The organism is Curvibacter gracilis ATCC BAA-807 (assembly GCF_000518645.1).
GTDB lineage: Bacteria > Pseudomonadota > Gammaproteobacteria > Burkholderiales > Burkholderiaceae_C > Curvibacter > Curvibacter gracilis.
Window position 1 is genome coordinate 1 of sequence record NZ_JADZ01000051.1, and the last position, 15,627, is coordinate 15,627.

General features: G+C 61.3%; 17 protein-coding genes. All 17 read right to left on the minus strand.

All coding sequences use genetic code 11. The annotated features are described in order from the left end of the window. Nucleotides 1-859: conjugal transfer protein TraG N-terminal domain-containing protein (locus L880_RS33545; protein WP_043330588.1), on the minus strand; the 859-nt coding region annotated here is incomplete at its 3' end. A gap of 12 nt (nucleotides 860-871) precedes the next feature. After that, entirely contained in the window at nucleotides 872-2,278 is a 1,407-nt protein-coding gene (locus tag L880_RS0124815) for a conjugal transfer protein TraH (RefSeq protein WP_017510489.1), read from the minus strand. Nucleotides 2,279-2,288: 10 nt separating this feature from the next. After that, nucleotides 2,289-3,101, minus strand: a complete 813-nt coding sequence (locus L880_RS0124820; protein WP_027477936.1) for a conjugal transfer protein TraF — start codon at nucleotides 3,099-3,101, stop codon at nucleotides 2,289-2,291. After that, nucleotides 3,098-3,370 (minus strand): hypothetical protein, encoded by a 273-nt coding sequence (locus L880_RS0124825; RefSeq protein ID WP_150990019.1) that lies wholly within the window; start codon nucleotides 3,368-3,370, stop codon nucleotides 3,098-3,100. Before L880_RS0124825 ends, L880_RS0124820 begins: the two co-directional genes overlap by 4 nt. Nucleotides 3,371-3,374: 4 nt before the next feature. Next, entirely contained in the window at nucleotides 3,375-3,737 is a 363-nt protein-coding gene (locus L880_RS0124830) for a hypothetical protein (protein WP_027477938.1), read from the minus strand. Beyond that, entirely contained in the window at nucleotides 3,734-4,978 is a 1,245-nt protein-coding gene (locus tag L880_RS0124835) for a conjugal transfer protein TraN (RefSeq protein ID WP_027477939.1), read from the minus strand. Before L880_RS0124835 ends, L880_RS0124830 begins: the two co-directional genes overlap by 4 nt. After that, the gene (locus L880_RS0124840) at nucleotides 4,975-6,273 is read right to left on the minus strand and encodes a hypothetical protein (protein WP_027477940.1); all 1,299 of its coding nucleotides are present in this window, start codon (nucleotides 6,271-6,273) and stop codon (nucleotides 4,975-4,977) included. Before L880_RS0124840 ends, L880_RS0124835 begins: the two co-directional genes overlap by 4 nt. Further along, on the minus strand, nucleotides 6,270-7,046 hold the full coding sequence (trbC, locus tag L880_RS0124845; RefSeq protein WP_027477941.1) for a type-F conjugative transfer system pilin assembly protein TrbC: 777 nt from the start codon (nucleotides 7,044-7,046) through the stop codon (nucleotides 6,270-6,272). The genes L880_RS0124840 and trbC overlap by 4 nt, the downstream gene beginning before the upstream one ends. Beyond that, nucleotides 7,046-8,047 (minus strand): conjugal transfer pilus assembly protein TraU, encoded by a 1,002-nt coding sequence (gene traU / locus L880_RS0124850; RefSeq protein WP_009242093.1) that lies wholly within the window; start codon nucleotides 8,045-8,047, stop codon nucleotides 7,046-7,048. Before traU ends, trbC begins: the two co-directional genes overlap by 1 nt. After that, the gene (gene traW, locus L880_RS0124855) at nucleotides 8,044-8,682 is read right to left on the minus strand and encodes a type-F conjugative transfer system protein TraW (protein ID WP_027477942.1); all 639 of its coding nucleotides are present in this window, start codon (nucleotides 8,680-8,682) and stop codon (nucleotides 8,044-8,046) included. The genes traU and traW overlap by 4 nt, the downstream gene beginning before the upstream one ends. After that, nucleotides 8,669-9,145 carry a S26 family signal peptidase gene (locus tag L880_RS0124860; RefSeq protein ID WP_017510497.1) on the minus strand — a complete coding sequence of 159 codons (477 nt, stop codon included), beginning with the start codon at nucleotides 9,143-9,145 and terminating at the stop codon, nucleotides 8,669-8,671. The genes traW and L880_RS0124860 overlap by 14 nt, the downstream gene beginning before the upstream one ends. Then, nucleotides 9,145-9,573 (minus strand): hypothetical protein, encoded by a 429-nt coding sequence (locus L880_RS0124865; protein ID WP_017510498.1) that lies wholly within the window; start codon nucleotides 9,571-9,573, stop codon nucleotides 9,145-9,147. Before L880_RS0124865 ends, L880_RS0124860 begins: the two co-directional genes overlap by 1 nt. Then, complete coding sequence (traC, locus tag L880_RS0124870; protein WP_013723313.1) at nucleotides 9,563-12,187, minus strand: type IV secretion system protein TraC; 2,625 nt, start codon at nucleotides 12,185-12,187, stop codon at nucleotides 9,563-9,565. Before traC ends, L880_RS0124865 begins: the two co-directional genes overlap by 11 nt. Before the next feature lie 37 nt (nucleotides 12,188-12,224). Next, nucleotides 12,225-12,875: a type IV conjugative transfer system lipoprotein TraV gene (gene traV, locus L880_RS0124875; RefSeq protein WP_009242088.1), complete on the minus strand. Its 651-nt coding sequence runs from the start codon at nucleotides 12,873-12,875 to the stop codon at nucleotides 12,225-12,227. Between the two features lie 142 nt (nucleotides 12,876-13,017). Then, nucleotides 13,018-13,755: a DsbC family protein gene (locus tag L880_RS0124885; protein WP_017510500.1), complete on the minus strand. Its 738-nt coding sequence runs from the start codon at nucleotides 13,753-13,755 to the stop codon at nucleotides 13,018-13,020. A 4-nt stretch (nucleotides 13,756-13,759) separates the two neighbouring features. Continuing rightward, a complete protein-coding gene (locus tag L880_RS0124890) occupies nucleotides 13,760-15,109 on the minus strand; it encodes a TraB/TrbI/VirB10 family type IV secretion system protein (RefSeq protein ID WP_027477944.1) in 1,350 nt (449 codons plus the stop codon). Further along, the gene (locus tag L880_RS33550) at nucleotides 15,102-15,569 is read right to left on the minus strand and encodes a type-F conjugative transfer system secretin TraK (protein WP_245615355.1); all 468 of its coding nucleotides are present in this window, start codon (nucleotides 15,567-15,569) and stop codon (nucleotides 15,102-15,104) included. Before L880_RS33550 ends, L880_RS0124890 begins: the two co-directional genes overlap by 8 nt. Nucleotides 15,570-15,627 lie beyond the last annotated feature (58 nt).

Genomic DNA, 15,627 nt, shown 5'->3' on the forward strand with positions numbered 1-15,627 from the left:
CCTCCTTCCAGATGTTGTTGAACATCGCCTGCTTCATCGCGTCGGAGGCGTTGCTGGAGTTATTCAGAATCCAGTCGTAGGACGTGCCCACCGTCGAAACGAACATGCTGGTAGCGATGGCATCACTGCTTGCCCGAGTGAAAGCCTGCTTGCCGTAGAAGGCTTGGCCAGCCGTTACGGCGTCGTTGACCTTCTCCTTCAGGATGGCCGCAACATTGGTGCAGGTATCGGTGGTCGGCGCATTCGTCAGGGTGTTGTAGGTGACGAAGCGGGCCGGACTCGTGTTGTTGAAAATCACGTTCCAGGTATCGGTGCCACCCACAATCTGCTGCGGGGTGATTTCACCGTCTTTCACGTCGTACAGCGTGCATTCCTTGATGAACTGCATCAGGTCGGAGCGCAAGCTGGGGTCGCGGATCGTCGCGTTATTCACTTGCTTCAGGATGCGGTGCCCGAAGCCCACATCCCCTTTTTGCAAGCCCAAGTCTTCAGGCACACCGAAGACCGTTTCATAGGTGTTGGTCAGTGCGCCGAACACCAGATTTGTCGTTTGCGCAGTGACGGCCAGGGCAAAGGGGACGTTATCGACCACGCGAGGCGGCTCCAGCCCGGTCTTGTCGGTCAAGGCAACGCGCGCGATCGGCAGATTCAGCACCGTCACGAAAGCCAGGGCGTGGATAAACCACTTCGCCATTTCGAGCTGCTTGTTCATGTAGCCGAACATGCCGATTGCAATGGCGAACAGGAAAACCAGCTTCAGCAAGCCAGCGAAGCCAGCGCCGGCCATCATCGAGGCCACGGCGTTGAAGACGTAGTAGAGCGTTTCTACGTTCCAGTAGGTTTGAATTTCGATGTCCACGGCATCCCTCCCTTAGCGCAGGCTCTTGCCGAAGGCGAGCGAGTTACGCAGCGTCTGCGACAGGTTGGCATTGAGCGCACGCTCCATGTACTGCACCTCCTGGGCGATGTTGTAGGTGCTGATGGTCTGCGAGTAGGCAGTGGCCAGCACCTGCTTTGCTGCGCGCGAAATTTCCTCCAGCTCGGGCTTCATCTTGCCCAGCTCGGCGGCCTGGGTAGCGTCGGCTGCGGCGGAGAACTTCGCCATTGCGCCGCGCAGGTCGGTGACGGCACGCTGGATGTAAACCTCGGCGTATTTGGCGGCGATCAGCTCTTGGTAGCGGCCAATCAGCGCATCGGCCATCGAGGTGTTGTTGAGGGTCGTCGTCACGGCCAGCATCTTGTAGATGGGCAGATCGGTGGCGTTCAGGAAGCCGATGGTGGCCGCCATGTCGTCATGTGCCGAACGGTTGGCGATCTTGTCGGAGATTTTTTCCATCTTCTCCCGCACCATCGTCTTGAAGCTCTTGGTGGTCACTTCGTCCTCGGTCGGACTCAAGCAACCGTCCGCGCTGGTCGTGTCGCAACGCCAGATCGGCACCGTGATGGTGTCGGAGGTAGTACGCGCACCCACCAGAGCCTCCACCGTGATTTCCTTGCGCAGCAGCGGGATTGGCAGTTGTGGGGTGTCGCCGGTCGGGAAGATCATGCTGCCGATCATCGACATCAGGATCATGCGTTGCTCGTCGGTGATGCCATCGAGCTTCTTGAGCGCCTTCCAAACCACGTTGCCGGTCGGGAGCTGGTCTTTCGCCTCGGGCCTCGCGTTGGCCACCGAGTTCACCGTTTGGTTGGCCCGGCTTTCGCTGTTCATCACGTTCGTCCAAGCGTCGGTGATGTTCTCGAAAATATTGGTGTCCACACCGAAGTTCTTGGCCGCGTTCTGCTTGCCGCGCGTCCAGGTGTCGGGCACGGCAGCATTGACAATCCCCTTGGCCGCCTCGCAGGAATCCATGTTGAGGCGATTGGCTGCTTGGGCGGTGGCTTGCAGTGCCTGCATCACGTTGTCGCAGGTCGGGCACAGGTTCTGGATCGCCAGCTTGAAGCCGTAGCCCAGGGCGTTCGAGCCGATGTTGCGCAACATGGCCACAAACTGCTCTTTGTTGATGAACGAGAAGCCACCTGCAAACAGGTCAATGCCGCCGCACCCGGCATTCCAGCTCGGAGGCGTCACCGTGGCGAGTTGATAGGTGCGCTTGGGCATCCGCATGAACAGACTCCCCCCCGTGTAGAGGTTCATCGTCTGGCCTTGCAGCACAGCCGGGTTGCTGACGTTGCCCTGAGCATTCACGGAGTCGAAAAGCTCCTGCATGTTCATGGCGTAGGTAGAGGTGGTGAAAGCAAATGCCGTCACCAGCGCCGTTACTTTTTTCAGTAGCATGGGCAGCTCCTTAGAAGTTTTCGCCGGGCTTGGTGCCGGTGAGGACAAAGATGCGATTGACGATTTCGGTCAGGGCCATCATTCCGAAGCCGATGGGCGCACGGTCGCCGGTTTGCTTCGAGCCGATAAACAATGCCGGCACGCGCTCGATCCCCCAGGCCGCCGCTTGAGCGCGGCCGTCGCGGGGATTCGGGAACTCGGGCAGGCCCATGCCATCCACGGAGACGCCCAGCACCTCGATGCCGTACTTGTCCGAAAGCATCTTGAGCGTCGGAGCCATCGCGTGGCAGTACGGGCAGTCGCTGCGGAAGAAGAAGATCAGGCCGTGCTCCTTGGCCAGCATCTTCAGTTGCTGTTCCTCGTTCTGAATGCGGCTCTCGTCGTAAATCTTGATCGCGGAGTTATTGACCGGGCGCTTTTGGGCGTAGTCGAGGCTGGGGTTCTGCCACACCACGCGCCGCCAGTTGTCAGCGAAGACAGCCCCCTTGTCCTGCGTCATCTGCCAAAGCTCCAGGTAGTCCTTCATGTTCTGGTCGGTGGGATTCATCACCGCCACGTCCTCCCGACGCTTCAGCTCTTGCCGCAGTTGCTCGGCGGTCTTGATGTCCTTCAACTCGATGCGTTTGGGCTGGTCGGCCTTGCGGCTGCTCTGCGGCCGTGCCGGCGCCGGCGTCGGCTGCACGGGTTGAGGCTTGGCCTCGTCCATGTCGCAGTACCAGTTGGGCTTGTTCGCATCGCATTGCCAAACAGAGGGGTAATCCAGTGACTGCGCATTGGCATAACCGGACAGCAGGGACAGCAGGAGAAGGCTTCGCTTCATCATTGGCGCACCTCATCATTTGCCTTCATCACCGCGCCACCCCCATGCGTCGCAGCTTTCTTCGTCGGCTTTGCTTGTTGTGATTCGAGGTAATCGAGCACCATTTGACGAACGCGATCCTCGGACTGATTGGCCAGACGCATGGGAGTCATCCCGTGATAGCTGGCCACCTTGGCCATGAACAGCGGATCAGCCATAAGGTCAGTAACGGGCGCTCCAGCAATCGCTACGGAACACGTCAGCACCAATGCAAAAGGAATGACTCGCTTCATGGCCTTACTCCACGGAAATTGGCGGGGTGCCGTCGAGGCAGTAGTTGAGCTGAGTCTTCAAGATCGCGTCGGTGCGCCCTTGCGGGGTATCCACGTCCTTCTTGGTGAACACCATTTCAAGGCGCTTGCAGTCGGCGCGACTAAAAGACTTGATGACCTTCGCAGTCACCAGCAGCGGCCCGGTCGAGCGGAATTGGCGCGTGAAGTGCTCGGCCACCTCCCCTTCCATGACGCCGCTGGAGTTGCCGTTGCGGATCGCGGCGGCCAGCACGTCGTGTTGCCGGGTATAAACGGTTGGCCCAGCGAGGCTTTCGCGCGCGAAAGTCGAGCAGGCCAGCAAAACGAGGGCGATAGAGAGAGTTTTCATTGGTCGTAGTAGCTCTGAACTTTTTGGTTGACGGTCTGCTGCACCCGGTTGCTCATGGTTGATGCCGGCACATCCTTGGGCACGATGTCCGCGATGAACTCGGACAGATCAATCCGGGAGAAATCGAGGGCTTGAAGCTGCGCCTGGTTGAAGCCGCCGCAGCTATTCATCGGCATCCCGAGTTGCGCGCGGCCTTGGCGATTGATGATCTTGGCCAGCTTGGAGTTAAAGCAGCAGTGGCGTTCCTTCTTCTCTACGCAGACCTTGAGCACCTTCTTGCTGCAATACGTCTCGATGTGGACGCACAGGTTTTGGCCGCGCTTCATGGCCATGACCTGCTCGGCGGAATCGCAGCTCAACCATTCCTGCACCAGCATGATTGCCACGGACAAGGCGAAGCTGTACGGGTCGAAGCCGACGAACTGGAAGCCGTTGGCAAAGGTGAACTCGAAGGTGAACCCGTAGAACCCGAATTGCGGGTTGAAAACACCGTCACCCAGGCCGGATGCCCAGCTATTCATCGCACCAAGGCCCTTGTCCACCAGCGAGCTATCGAGCTGGCCATAGAGCGAGTCGTACATATACTTGGAACCCAGCACGATGGATTCGCGGCCCGCTTCGCCCGCCGCCTTCATGCCCGCACCCAGGAGCGCGTAGTTGCTGAAAGCAGCGCCACCACCGGCCGACTTGCAGCAGCTCTTGAGCGTGGAGCCGCCCAAGACCTTGATGCTGCATTCCTCCATGTAGCCCTTGAAGATTTCAACCTTGTTGGGGTCGATGCCGTACACGCCAGCCTCGCGGGCAGCCTCCATCATCACGGCCGCTTGGCCGAAGTCCTTATCGGGCGGCGAGCTGGTATCAAAGCACCCTGCCCCGCCGTTCTGGCAGAAGGCGCTTTGATCGCACACGGTTTTCTCGGTGTAGGTTTCCGGCTTGTCCGGGCAGTTGTATTTCTGCTCGTACATCACGCAGGTGCCGGCGTCGTCGCGCTCCACGCATGACGATCCGATCTGTGAGCACCCCTTATCTCGCGGCGGCTGGCAGTCATTGGTCATGTTCTGGCTGCGACATTGATAGGTGTCCTGGTACTCCCAGCACTCGCGGAAGACGGACAGGCCCGACACGTTGCGCGTCTGATTAGGGGCCGTGCATACCGTGCCCGTCTTCTGGCAGTCGGGCGAAGCGAAGGCGCTGAAGCTGGCGACTAAAGCCAATGCGGCAAGAATCTTCTTCATCATCATTGAGCCCTCTGTTCCAGGGGAGCGCACTGGCTGTTGTCCCATTGGTCATAGCAGTTGCGGGGGCACAGTTGGCGCGTCGTGAGCTGAATAGCGCCCTCCCCGCCACCGGCAACAATCGTCCGCATGAAGATCGTGTTGGAGCCGTTCTTGAGGTAAGGCTTCACGTCGATGTTCAGGCCGAAGTTCCAGCTCGTTGAAAGCTCCGGGCCGCTGAAGCAGGTCGCGCAGTACTGAACCATGCCGGTGCGGTAGTCGCTGGCCGTGCAGTTCCAGCCACCCGCAACCGCCGTGCAGCTCTGGTAGGAGGTCTGGTTGCTATAACCGCCGTCGCCCCATCCCCAGCCGCTCGGCTTGTCGTAACAAATCCAGGACGTACCCCAATCGTCATAGGACTGTTGGCATACGCGCGTGCTGCTCGACTGGAATACCGGAGGCGGCGAATAGATTTCCAGCCGGTCGCCGCCACGCGGGCCGACATAAACGAGGTTGCCGTTCACCTTGACCATCAGCCAGTCGTCGAACGCGGCGCGGGTCAGGGCGAAGCGGGTAATCAGGCCCACGTCGCGGATTTCAAAGGTGAGGTTGCGGTCATACACCGCTCCCCAGCCACCCCAATAGTTGTCCGCGATGGTGCCGAACTGGAGGATGTAGTTTCCGGCCCCGTCCGGGGTGAAGCTGGTGGACATGTCGCCGGCCCAGCTATTCGGGACGATACCGCCCTGGTCGCAGCCGTCGCGCTCGGGGTCGCACGCCACCTTGAGCACGCGTTTGCAGGACAGGTTTTCAAGCGTCTGCGTTTCCGTGCAAGTCTCGGTGATGTAGGTCGCCGGGTTCTTCACGCGCTCCACGCGGCACTGTTGGGTCGATGCGCCGGGGATGCTGCCGGGGTTGTTGATGACGCCCTTGGAGCCGGTCAGGATCGGATCGGTCTGCTTGTCGATGGTGAACTTCGGCCGTTGCGTCGGGTTCTTGCTCATGAAGTTCACCGCATCGCATTCCTGCTGCTGGAAGGCGTTGGGTGCCCGGTATGTCTCGCACTGAATCTGCTTGTTCGTTCCCGCCCCGCCGATCAGGTTGCGGCCCTCCTGGAAGTTGGCAGTCTCGGGTGCTGTGGTGCCGTAGTACGGCAGCACGTTGGAGCCGGTTGTGCCATTGATCTTGCCCCCGGCCACACCCTTGCCGGTGTTGGCGAAATCCTTGCCGGCATTGAAGGCGTCGGCCGGCGTGGTGATGGTTTGGGCGCTGGCCACGCCGGCAGCGGCGAGCATGGCCACGATGGTAAGAGCGCGCTTCATTGGTTCCCCCTGATCTGGCGAAGGTAGCGAGCCGCCACGGCCTCAAACTGCGGGGCGCGGCGCACAATCTCGTCCAGGGCGTAGTCCAGCGAAACATCGCCGGCCACGGCCACGAAGTTGTCAGGGAGGGCGCAGCCCTCGTTATCCACTTGGTCGATGGTGGCGGCCTTGGCCAGCACCATCGTGGGCACGGCCTTGATCTTGTACTTGGTGAAGGCGTTGGGATTTACCAGCACATTGCCGCCCTGCTCGCCCAGCTCCTTGATGGCCAGCGCCGTGTCCTTCAAGGAGTTGTTTTTGAAGCCACGCAGCACCACGGACGCACCCACCCGGTTGGCTTGGCTGACGATGCGCTTGAGCGATTCGGCCGGCATCGTGAAGCTGGCGAAAATCATCAGGTCGTCCATCTTCCGGGCCTGGGCCTTTTGTTCGTACTGCTTGGCCAGCGCCTCGATGTCGATCCCGGCGCGCTCGGGTGTCGGCACGTTGGGGAACACGTTGGCCGCGTTCTTGGTCGCGGGGTTGTTCGGGTCGAACATCTGCTTGCGCTCACGATCCACGCGGCGCATTTCCCGGTCGATGTCGGCCGCGTTGGGCATAGCGCCTTTCTTGGCCTTCGATGCGGGGTTGTTCGGGTCGAACATCTGCTTGCGTTCAAGCTCGATGCGTTGGCGTTCTTGTTCGAGCTGGGATGCAGACGGCGTGCTCTGCGCCACGCTTTCGCGTGCGAAAGCGGCCAGCAGCATCAGCCCGATGACAGTTTTCTTGTTCATCAGAATCCCACTCCCAGGCAGCAGTTTTTCTTTCGGAAAATCATGTAGGCGAAGTCTTCGCCGGCATACGGGTAGCTCTTGCCAGCGCCCCAAATCGCGGTCGTGCGGCCATAGGGTTGGCAGCAGCGGCCGTTGATCTTTTCCGTCTGCGGGATCGGGTAGAGCATCTGGTACTTGTATTGGGTCTTGTCCATCACCGGCTCGGGATAGATGCCACACAAGCCGTCAGCGCCCGAGGTGCCCCACATCAGGAATTCGCGGTGCAGCTTTGCCGTCATGCGTTGCACCAGGAGCGAGCTGGCTTGAACGTGCGAGACGTGAGCCTGCACATGGCCGTTGAAGGGGTAGATCGAGCCTTGGCAGCCCGCGCACCAGAAAAGCGCGTTACTGCCGAACCCCGCCGAGGACAGTACGCAGTCGCCGGCACACGCGGCCTGCGCGATGGGATTGCCGAACAGGAAGGTTTCCGGGTTCAGCAACATCGTCAACTCGTCGTCGTTCCACGTCGGATCGACTTCGGTGATGTAGGCCACGTCGAAGGAACCCGTTTCCAGACACGGGTTGTCCAGGATCACCTCCAGCCAATACAGGATCGGATCGGCGTACCAATGAACCTGATAGTTCGATTGCTTGGTGTTGTCCTGCTGCAAACGGATCTCGCCTTCCGGGGCGCGGATACCGGGATCGAGCTTGATGCCGCCCAGCGAGACAAAGCAGTACGGCGTGCGGGTCACGTCCACGCGGCGCGCCGGTTCCCAAAAGCCGGTCTTGATCCCGATGCGCAGCGGGTTGGTGCAGGTGCAAAGGAAGCCGTCAGGGTTGCCGGTATCCTCCTGGCCCATCGTCATGATCGGCGTACCGCCCAGCGTGAGCGGGAACAGGCAGCTCCAGCAAATATCGGTGATCGGGTTGGCAAACTTGCCCTGGCACACGCCGGCCATACTTTCGCGCGCGAAAGTCGCCGCGAGCACCATGAAAGCCATTACAAGCCAGCGTTTCATTGCAGCTCCTTCGCGGGAATCTCATCGAGCACCAGCATCTTTCCTTGCTGACGAATCACAGCCGGCACGGCCGTGATGCCGAACCGCTTGGAAAGGGTGCCCTTCTGGTCGTAGAAAACTTGGGTCTTCCAGGCTTTGGTGAGGTCAAGCCAAGAGCCGGCAACAAGGATCGGCTTCACCTTGAGCTGCCCCCCCTTGGCCACCAAGCGGCCCACGGCTTCGCGCTGCTCGGGGTCGCGGCCGTCGAAGAAAACCAGCGTCTTCGTGAGGCTGGTCATGTCCAGCGGATTGATCTTCGTTCCGGCCGGCACAACGATGCGGCCGTCGTCGGTCGTCACCGGCTTGGTGTAGGTCACGGTGGGGTCGATGAACCGCTGCGCACGGGCGCGCACGGTGGTGATGCCATCCACCGGCTTCATGTTCTTGATGCTGCCCATCGAGCGGCGGATGGCTTCTTCCTGCAACCGCTTCAGCTCGCCGCTGCGCTCCTTTTCGCGCAGCTTCTTCATAATCATGTCGAGCGCGCTTTCCTCCCCAATCGGGTAGGTCGGCCCGATGCTGCCCAAGCTCGCGGCGTTCGCGGTGGGCAGGATCGAGGCGATCAACAGGGCTGCGATCAGCTTAGAAAATTTCATAGGCCCTCCCGATGACTTCGGCCTGCTTCACGTTGCCGGTCAGCGCATAGCGCGAGTCCAGGCTGTTCGGGTTGGGCGTCGAAACGAAATACTCCCCTGCCCCGATAACCCCATCCTGCGCGGGCTGGAGAGGCACGCCAGCCTTCGAGAAGGGCTTGGCGGTGCCGATGTATTGGTCATTCACCCAAAACGCGCTGCCGGCCCGTTTAACCGTGTCGCCAGCCACACCGGCCACGCGCTTGATGAAGGTGGTGCCAGCGGGATAGGTCGCCCCGCCATGCCAGCGGTAGGCGATCAGCTCGCCCTTCTTCACCTCCCCACCCTTGTGGATCACGTAGAGGGTGCCGGGCAGGCTGTTGGTCAGGTTGAAGGTGTAATCCAGCCAAGGGGTAGTGGCGGCGGCCAGCGCACCCACGGCGAACACACCCGCGCAAACCGTCCAGTAGATGCGCTTCGCCTTCATCACTTCATCCTCGCCCGGACTTGATCCGTGTAGTCGATGGTCACGCCGCCCAGCAGCGCCGCCTTGTTGACGATCACGCAGTTGCACTCTTGCCCCAGCGCATCCACGGTCGCGGACAGCTTCTTGGCAAAGTCGATGGTCAGCTTCTGCGCCACGGCGCGCTGCTCGTCCGTCACGTCGCCGCCCTTGCCGATCACGTCCAGGGTGCGCTTCTGGTCTTCCTCCACCAGCACCTGCAAATCCACGGTCGCCACGCGCGCCGGCATGTTGCGGTTGATGACGTAGGCCACTGGCGCGAGCGCCACCAGAGTGAGCAAGGTGGACAGCACGGCCGGGATCACGTAACGCATCCGGTCGGCGGCCGGCGCTGCGGCCTCGGTCGGCGCTGGCGTCTCGGGGGTTGGGTTGGTGGTCGGTTCAGTAGTCATCTTTCCTCCGGCGCGGGGACAGTTGTTCTTGAGGGGTACGGCGGGCCAGCATGATTTCCAGGGCTTCCATCGTGGAATGGCCCTGCTCCAGCAGCGCGTTGCATTCGTTGAAGTCCTGCGCGTTGGTCGAAGCCATCAGCAGGGAGAACGGATCGGGGATGTGACGCACCACAGAATCGCCGTTAGGCGAGGAAATGAGCATTTCGCTGAAGCGGCCGCGCTCGGTACGCAACGACAGCAGCATCCGCTTCACGGCCGGCGAGAAATTCACCATGCCGTCCTCGATCAGCTTTTCCAGGTTCTTGCGGTCTTGGCGCAGCAGAATCTTCCAGTCGGCGTTGTTGTAGGCCGCCTGGGCCGCATCGTTCTTGTAAGCGTCCTCGATGCCCTGCGTACCCACGCAGAAAATTCCGTTGTACTTCCGGGCGCGGCGGTAGCCTTCCTCGATGAACTCGGCGGTTTCCTTGTCAGCCCCCAGGAGCTGCCACGCCTCATCGACCAGACACAGCTTCTTGCGGTCGCGGGTCAGGTACATGTCGTGGGCAATGCGCGAGGTCAGCACGAACAGCACCACGCGGCGCAGCTCGGGCGCGTTCTTCAGTTCTTCCAGCTCCAGACCCACCATGTCAGCATCCAGGCTGATGTTGGCGCGGCCATTGAAGAAGTCGCCATAGACGCCATCCTTGGTGAACGGCGCGAGCTGCTTGGCCAGCTCGTAGGCCACGCGCTCGGTGCTGCCCGACTCGTTCTTGATGTTGCTCAACAGATAGTCGCGGATGCGGGTCGGGTTGGTGTCCTGGCCGTAGTCCTGCCAGACAGCGGTAATCGCCTCCCCGATCAGCGCGTACTGGAATTCCGTCAGTGGCGCATTGGGTGACGCCATGCGGCCGATCATCGGCTTGAGCATCCGCATTTCGGCCTTGAAATCCAGCTCGTCGTCAGTGCCCACCCATGTGAACGGGTTGATGCACAGCTTGGTGCTCGGCGTGAATTCGAGGAAGGTGCCCTTTTGGAGCCGGATCAGGTTCTGATAGCTGCGGCCCACGTCGATCACCCACACCCGCGCACCGATGCCGCGATAGGCCGAAACGACTTCGTTCATGGTCACGGACTTGCCCGAACCGGACACACCCGCCACGAACACGTTGTAGTTGCCCTGCTGGTTGCTGTAGAAGTCGAGGAAAGTAGGCGTGCCACGGCGGCCGAAGAACATCATCACCGGGTCGCCTGCGCCCTTCCATTCGCCAATCACCGGAGCCATGTCCACGGCGTTCACCGTGGTCTTGGAAGTGATGAGGCGCAGCTTCTGCAAGTCGTCGCGCACCGTCTCGGTGAGCGTCATCGGCAGGCTGGAATACAGGGCCGTCAATTGCAGCAGTTGCAGCGGGCAGATCGTGAAGCGTTCGCTGCGCCACACGTTCAGGGCCACTTGGCTGGCCCGATTGATGACTCGCTTGGGCGCGAACAGCAGCAACGTGTGGTACAGCTCGCACATGCTGCCGCCGTTGTTGAGCTGGTGCAGCACGATGTCCCAATCGTTCGCCTGGGCCTGAAGCTCGGGCTGGAATTCGGCCATCTTGGACTTGGCGTTTTGCTTGGTGCGCGCGGCCTTGATCTGAGCCTTGCCGTCCACCACGTTGGGGTCAAGCGTGAAGACGCCACCGCACACCAGGAACGGGCACGGGTATTGAAGGCCGTCATCGAAAAACGAACCGATGATGTTGGCCATCTCCCACAGCTCTTTCTTCTGCGGGTACTGAAGCACGCCGAAGCCACGCACGGCAATGCGCTTGTCTTCGTCGCCCTGCTTCTCGGGCGGCAGGCCAAACAGCAGCTCGTTGGCCTTCACGCGCACATGCTGGCCAAAGGCGGTGACTTGGTTCTTGATGGATTTCCCGTCGTCGTAGCGCAGGTCGGGGAACGGCTCCTTGCTGAACATGCTTTCGGGGTTGAGGATCGGCCACAGGAAGCTAATCAGCCCGTCAGCATCGAGGGGGAAGGACGGCAGGCTTGCCGTGCGCAGTGAGGCGCGCACTGTCTCGCGCAGCTCGTACATTTCCTCCACCAGCTTGGCGTCACGGAAAGAGCCGGCTTTTGTGATGGAGAACAACAGCCGGATGTTCTTCACCACGTAGTTGTCATTGGGCCAAAGCGGCTTGCCCTTGGCCTTGTAGATGTACTCCACGCGGCGCTTGGCCAGCTCCTGGAAGAACGGGGTCGTCTTGCCGTTGTCCACCGCGATATGGCGTTGATCCATGTACGCCTGAAACTGGTCATCCAGCACCGGGCTACCGAACAGGCACCACTGAATCCCGTAGTGCGGCGGCACCGGGGTAAAGAGCGTATTGAGGCGGCTTGCCATGTCGTCGTCCGCGCCCGTTTGGGCGATGACTTCAAAGCAGAAGGCCACCGAGTTGTCGTTGTAGAAAAGGCCCGTGTCGGGGTCGTATTGGTCGTACTTGAGGATGCTGTGCAGCCCATAGAGGCTCGTCACCTCGTTGGCGGCCGCCACGGGGGCCGGCTGGCTCCCGACATCCGAGGTGTTGCCCAGCACGGTTTCGTCCCAAAACCGGGCGGCAGCACCCTTTAGCTTGTCCATCATGCTGTCTTGCATTGAATGTTCTCCATGTTGGCCGCCCGGCCAGCGATGCTTATTCGCTGTCCGGGATGACGTTGCCGGGGCGCATGATTCCGTTCAGCAGCTCGGTGGCTTGCTCGTTGCTCATGCGGTCTTGACGGACGCCGATAGACTCCATCCCGTTGTCAGCGGGAGGCGTTGGCTGCTGCCCCAGCACGCCAGGGCTTTGCCGTTGCTGGCCAGCGCCGGCCGTTTGCGGCTGCGCAGCCTGGGCCGTCACATTCGACGGGGCGCGTACCGGCCGGTAGTTGTCCTGGATGCGGCGGCGGTTGTGCTCGATCAGCCAGCGGCCGGAATCGACCGGCAGGTACACGTAGGACTGGTCGTGCAGATCGCCATCGGTGTCTTCCCACGGCGCGAACCAGACGCGAAGCAGGCGCGGTGCGCTGCGGATCGGCGTGCCCGAGTAGATGGGCTTGGTCATCACGTTGCTGCCGGCTTTCGCCTGCGAAAGTTCCACCGGAGCCTCGCCGCGCGCATTCACGCGCTGGCCCGGCAGGTTCTTCGCCTGGGCATTGGCGTAGATGCCGCTCATCGACTCGCACAAGATGCCGTCCGGGGCCTTGCACGCGAATTCGGATTTCGCATCAAAGCCAGACATGCTGCTGCAACCGGATAGGGCCACCACGGCCCCGATGCCAAAGGTCAAGGCCAGTGCCTTCATTTGCTTCCCTCCCATGCGTGCGCGGCACTGCCGCTGAAACCGACACCCTTGCAGCAAGCGCCGCAGTCGCGGCCAGCGAGCGAACCGCAGCCCGTCAGGGCCAAGGCGAGCGCGCCGGCACCAAACATCAAGGCCGTGCGCTTCATTGGGTTGCCTCCTGCGTGGCGGCCGGCGCGGCAGGCTTGCCGGCGTTCAGCCATTGGTCGATCTTCTCGGCCGGTGCGGAGCCAGGCAGGACGCGGCCATCGGCGGCAATCAGGGTCGGAGTGCCCACCACGCCCAGCTTGGAACCCAGCACCAAGTTGTCGTTGACGGGGTTGTTGCAGGCCACCAGCTTGGGCTTCTTGCCGGCCAGCATCAGCTCGCTCCAGGCTTTCGCCTTGTTCGGCGCGCACCACACGCTGACGGCCTTGGTCTTGGCTTCCGGGTGCAGCGATTCGAGCGGGTACAGGAACGTGTAAATGGTCACGTTGTCCAGGCGGGCCAGCTCGCCCTCCAACTGCTTGCAGTAGGGGCAATCCGGGTCGCTGAACACGGCCAGGATTCGGCTGCCGTCGCCCTTGACCGTCTTGATCGCTTGGCCAAGTTGCTGTGCCGGGAACTCGGTTTTCTTGCTATCGAGCTTGCGCTGGGCAGTCAGATCGACTTGCTGCTGCATGTCGAACAGGTGCCCGAAAATGAAGTAGCGGCCCGACTCGTCGGTGTAGGCGATGTTCTCGCCCATCACTACCTCATACAGCCCGGAAACTTGCGACTTGCGAATTTCCTTGAAGGTCGTCTTCGGGTACATGGTCTTGAACTTCTCGACCACGGACGCGGGCGCTTCATCTTGGGCAAATGCGGGAACAGCCAGCGCAGCAGCCAGCGCGAGGGTCAACACTCGTTTAATCATCTTCGTATCTCCTGGAGTTGGTGCCGGTGCGCTTCAGGAGGCCCCGGTAATCGTCCTTGGCGAGCGCCTTGCCGGAATAAACAGCGCCCTTGGTGATGAGGATTTCGACGGTACGGCCGCCATCGGTTTCGATGACGGGGTACAGCTTGTCCGCAGCCTTGAGGTAGTACTGAGCGAGCTGCTGGCCCGCGCTGCCTACCCCACCACCGATAGCGGCTTGCCCGATCTTGTCGGGGTCGATGGTTTGCGTGATGCCGCCGCCGCCTGTGCTGGTGATGGTTGCGGAGGACTGGAAGGCTTTGCCGATACCACTGAGCGCGCCGGCAAACAGGGCATTGGCGAGCAACTGGCCCTGCTTGGTGACGAGACGGCCCCGAACCCCAGCCTTGCCGTCTTCCCCAATCACTTGGCCCTTGATCGCCATTTCAACGGCCTCGCCGTTGATAACGCAGGCCAGGGTTTCGGTGCGGCCCATCATCCGCTCGGAAGACAGATCGCCCCAGGTCGCGGCCACGATGCGGCAATCCTTGATGTCCAGCTTGTGCTTGTTGGCCAGATTGGCGACATCGAGCACATGGAAAGCCACCGGCAGCGGGTTCGATTGGGCTTGCCCGCCTGTCGGCGCATCCACGCCGTTGAGCATGGCCACGCGCACAAAGGAGCCAGCCGGCAGAAACTCGATGGTCTGCTTCTTGCCGTCTGCCCCGCCCGAGGTGGTGCCGTACTTCTTGGCCTTCTCGTCGGTTGGGAAGCCCAGCACCTCGGTGATGCCACCAGCGCCGCCAACGGCTGCGCCCGCTGCGCCCTTGCCCTCGGCATTGTTGAAGGTGATGATTTCCACTTCCCGCCGCGCCGGCACATCCACCTGATTGAGCGGCTGGTTTAGGGTGGTGGCCCCGCCCTTGCCGTTCGGTGACTGGAGAACACGCTGGCCCGGCCCGGTGCCGTTGCCAATGGGCAAAGGCTTGTCCAGAACCGAAGCATCTGGCTTCGCAGCCGTTGCGCTGCCAGCCGAACCGGCTGCGGCCTTGTTGGCCTTCAGTTCCTCCAGCGCCTGCGCGAGCTTCTTGTTCTGTTCCTCCTGCGCCTTGAGCTGGGTCTTCACTTCCCCGATCAAGGCTTCGTTGGATTTCTCCTTGGCCGCTTGCTGCGCGCGCCACGCATCCTTATCGTCCACCGTGCCCGGTGCGGTGATGCTGACGGTCTTGGGCTTTTCGCGGTGCTGGGCCGGCCCGCTGTCAAACAGGAACATCCCAGCAACGGCCAGACCGAGAATGCCGGTCACTGCCCCGCCGATGAGCATCATCTGGCGTTTCTTTGTTTGTGCGTTCGGCTCACTCATTGTCTTTGCGCTCCCGAACGATGTAGATGTCCGTCCCGTCGCCCTGCATCAGCGTGTGGTGCTCTACGGCAATGGCGCGCACGCCACGGCGGTAAAGCTCCTGCTCGACCAGCAGCATTTCGGAGGGGGAAACGTTGGTCAGGCGGTATTTCTCGCCCACCACTTCGCCATCCATGTACTTGGCCACCAAGATCAAGCGCCCCTCTTTCCACAAAGGCACTTCCTTGTTCACCGCGATGGTTTCAACGCTGTCCTTCAGCTCGTCGTCGGCCATCACCAGCATCAAGTCCTTGATGCGGCGCTGGTAGGAGACGGTGCGGCCATCAGCGGCTGCGCGGCTCGAAGGCGTAGCCTTCTCGCTCGGCGGCCGGATGATGATTTCCTCGCCGGCCACCGGACGCGGAACGAGGATCAGCTTGTAGGTGTAGTGACTCGCGTTTGAAAACCGACCGACTTGCAATCAGCGGCTTTTCCGACTCACATTATTTGCAAATGACCGGATGGTCAGAATCACATTA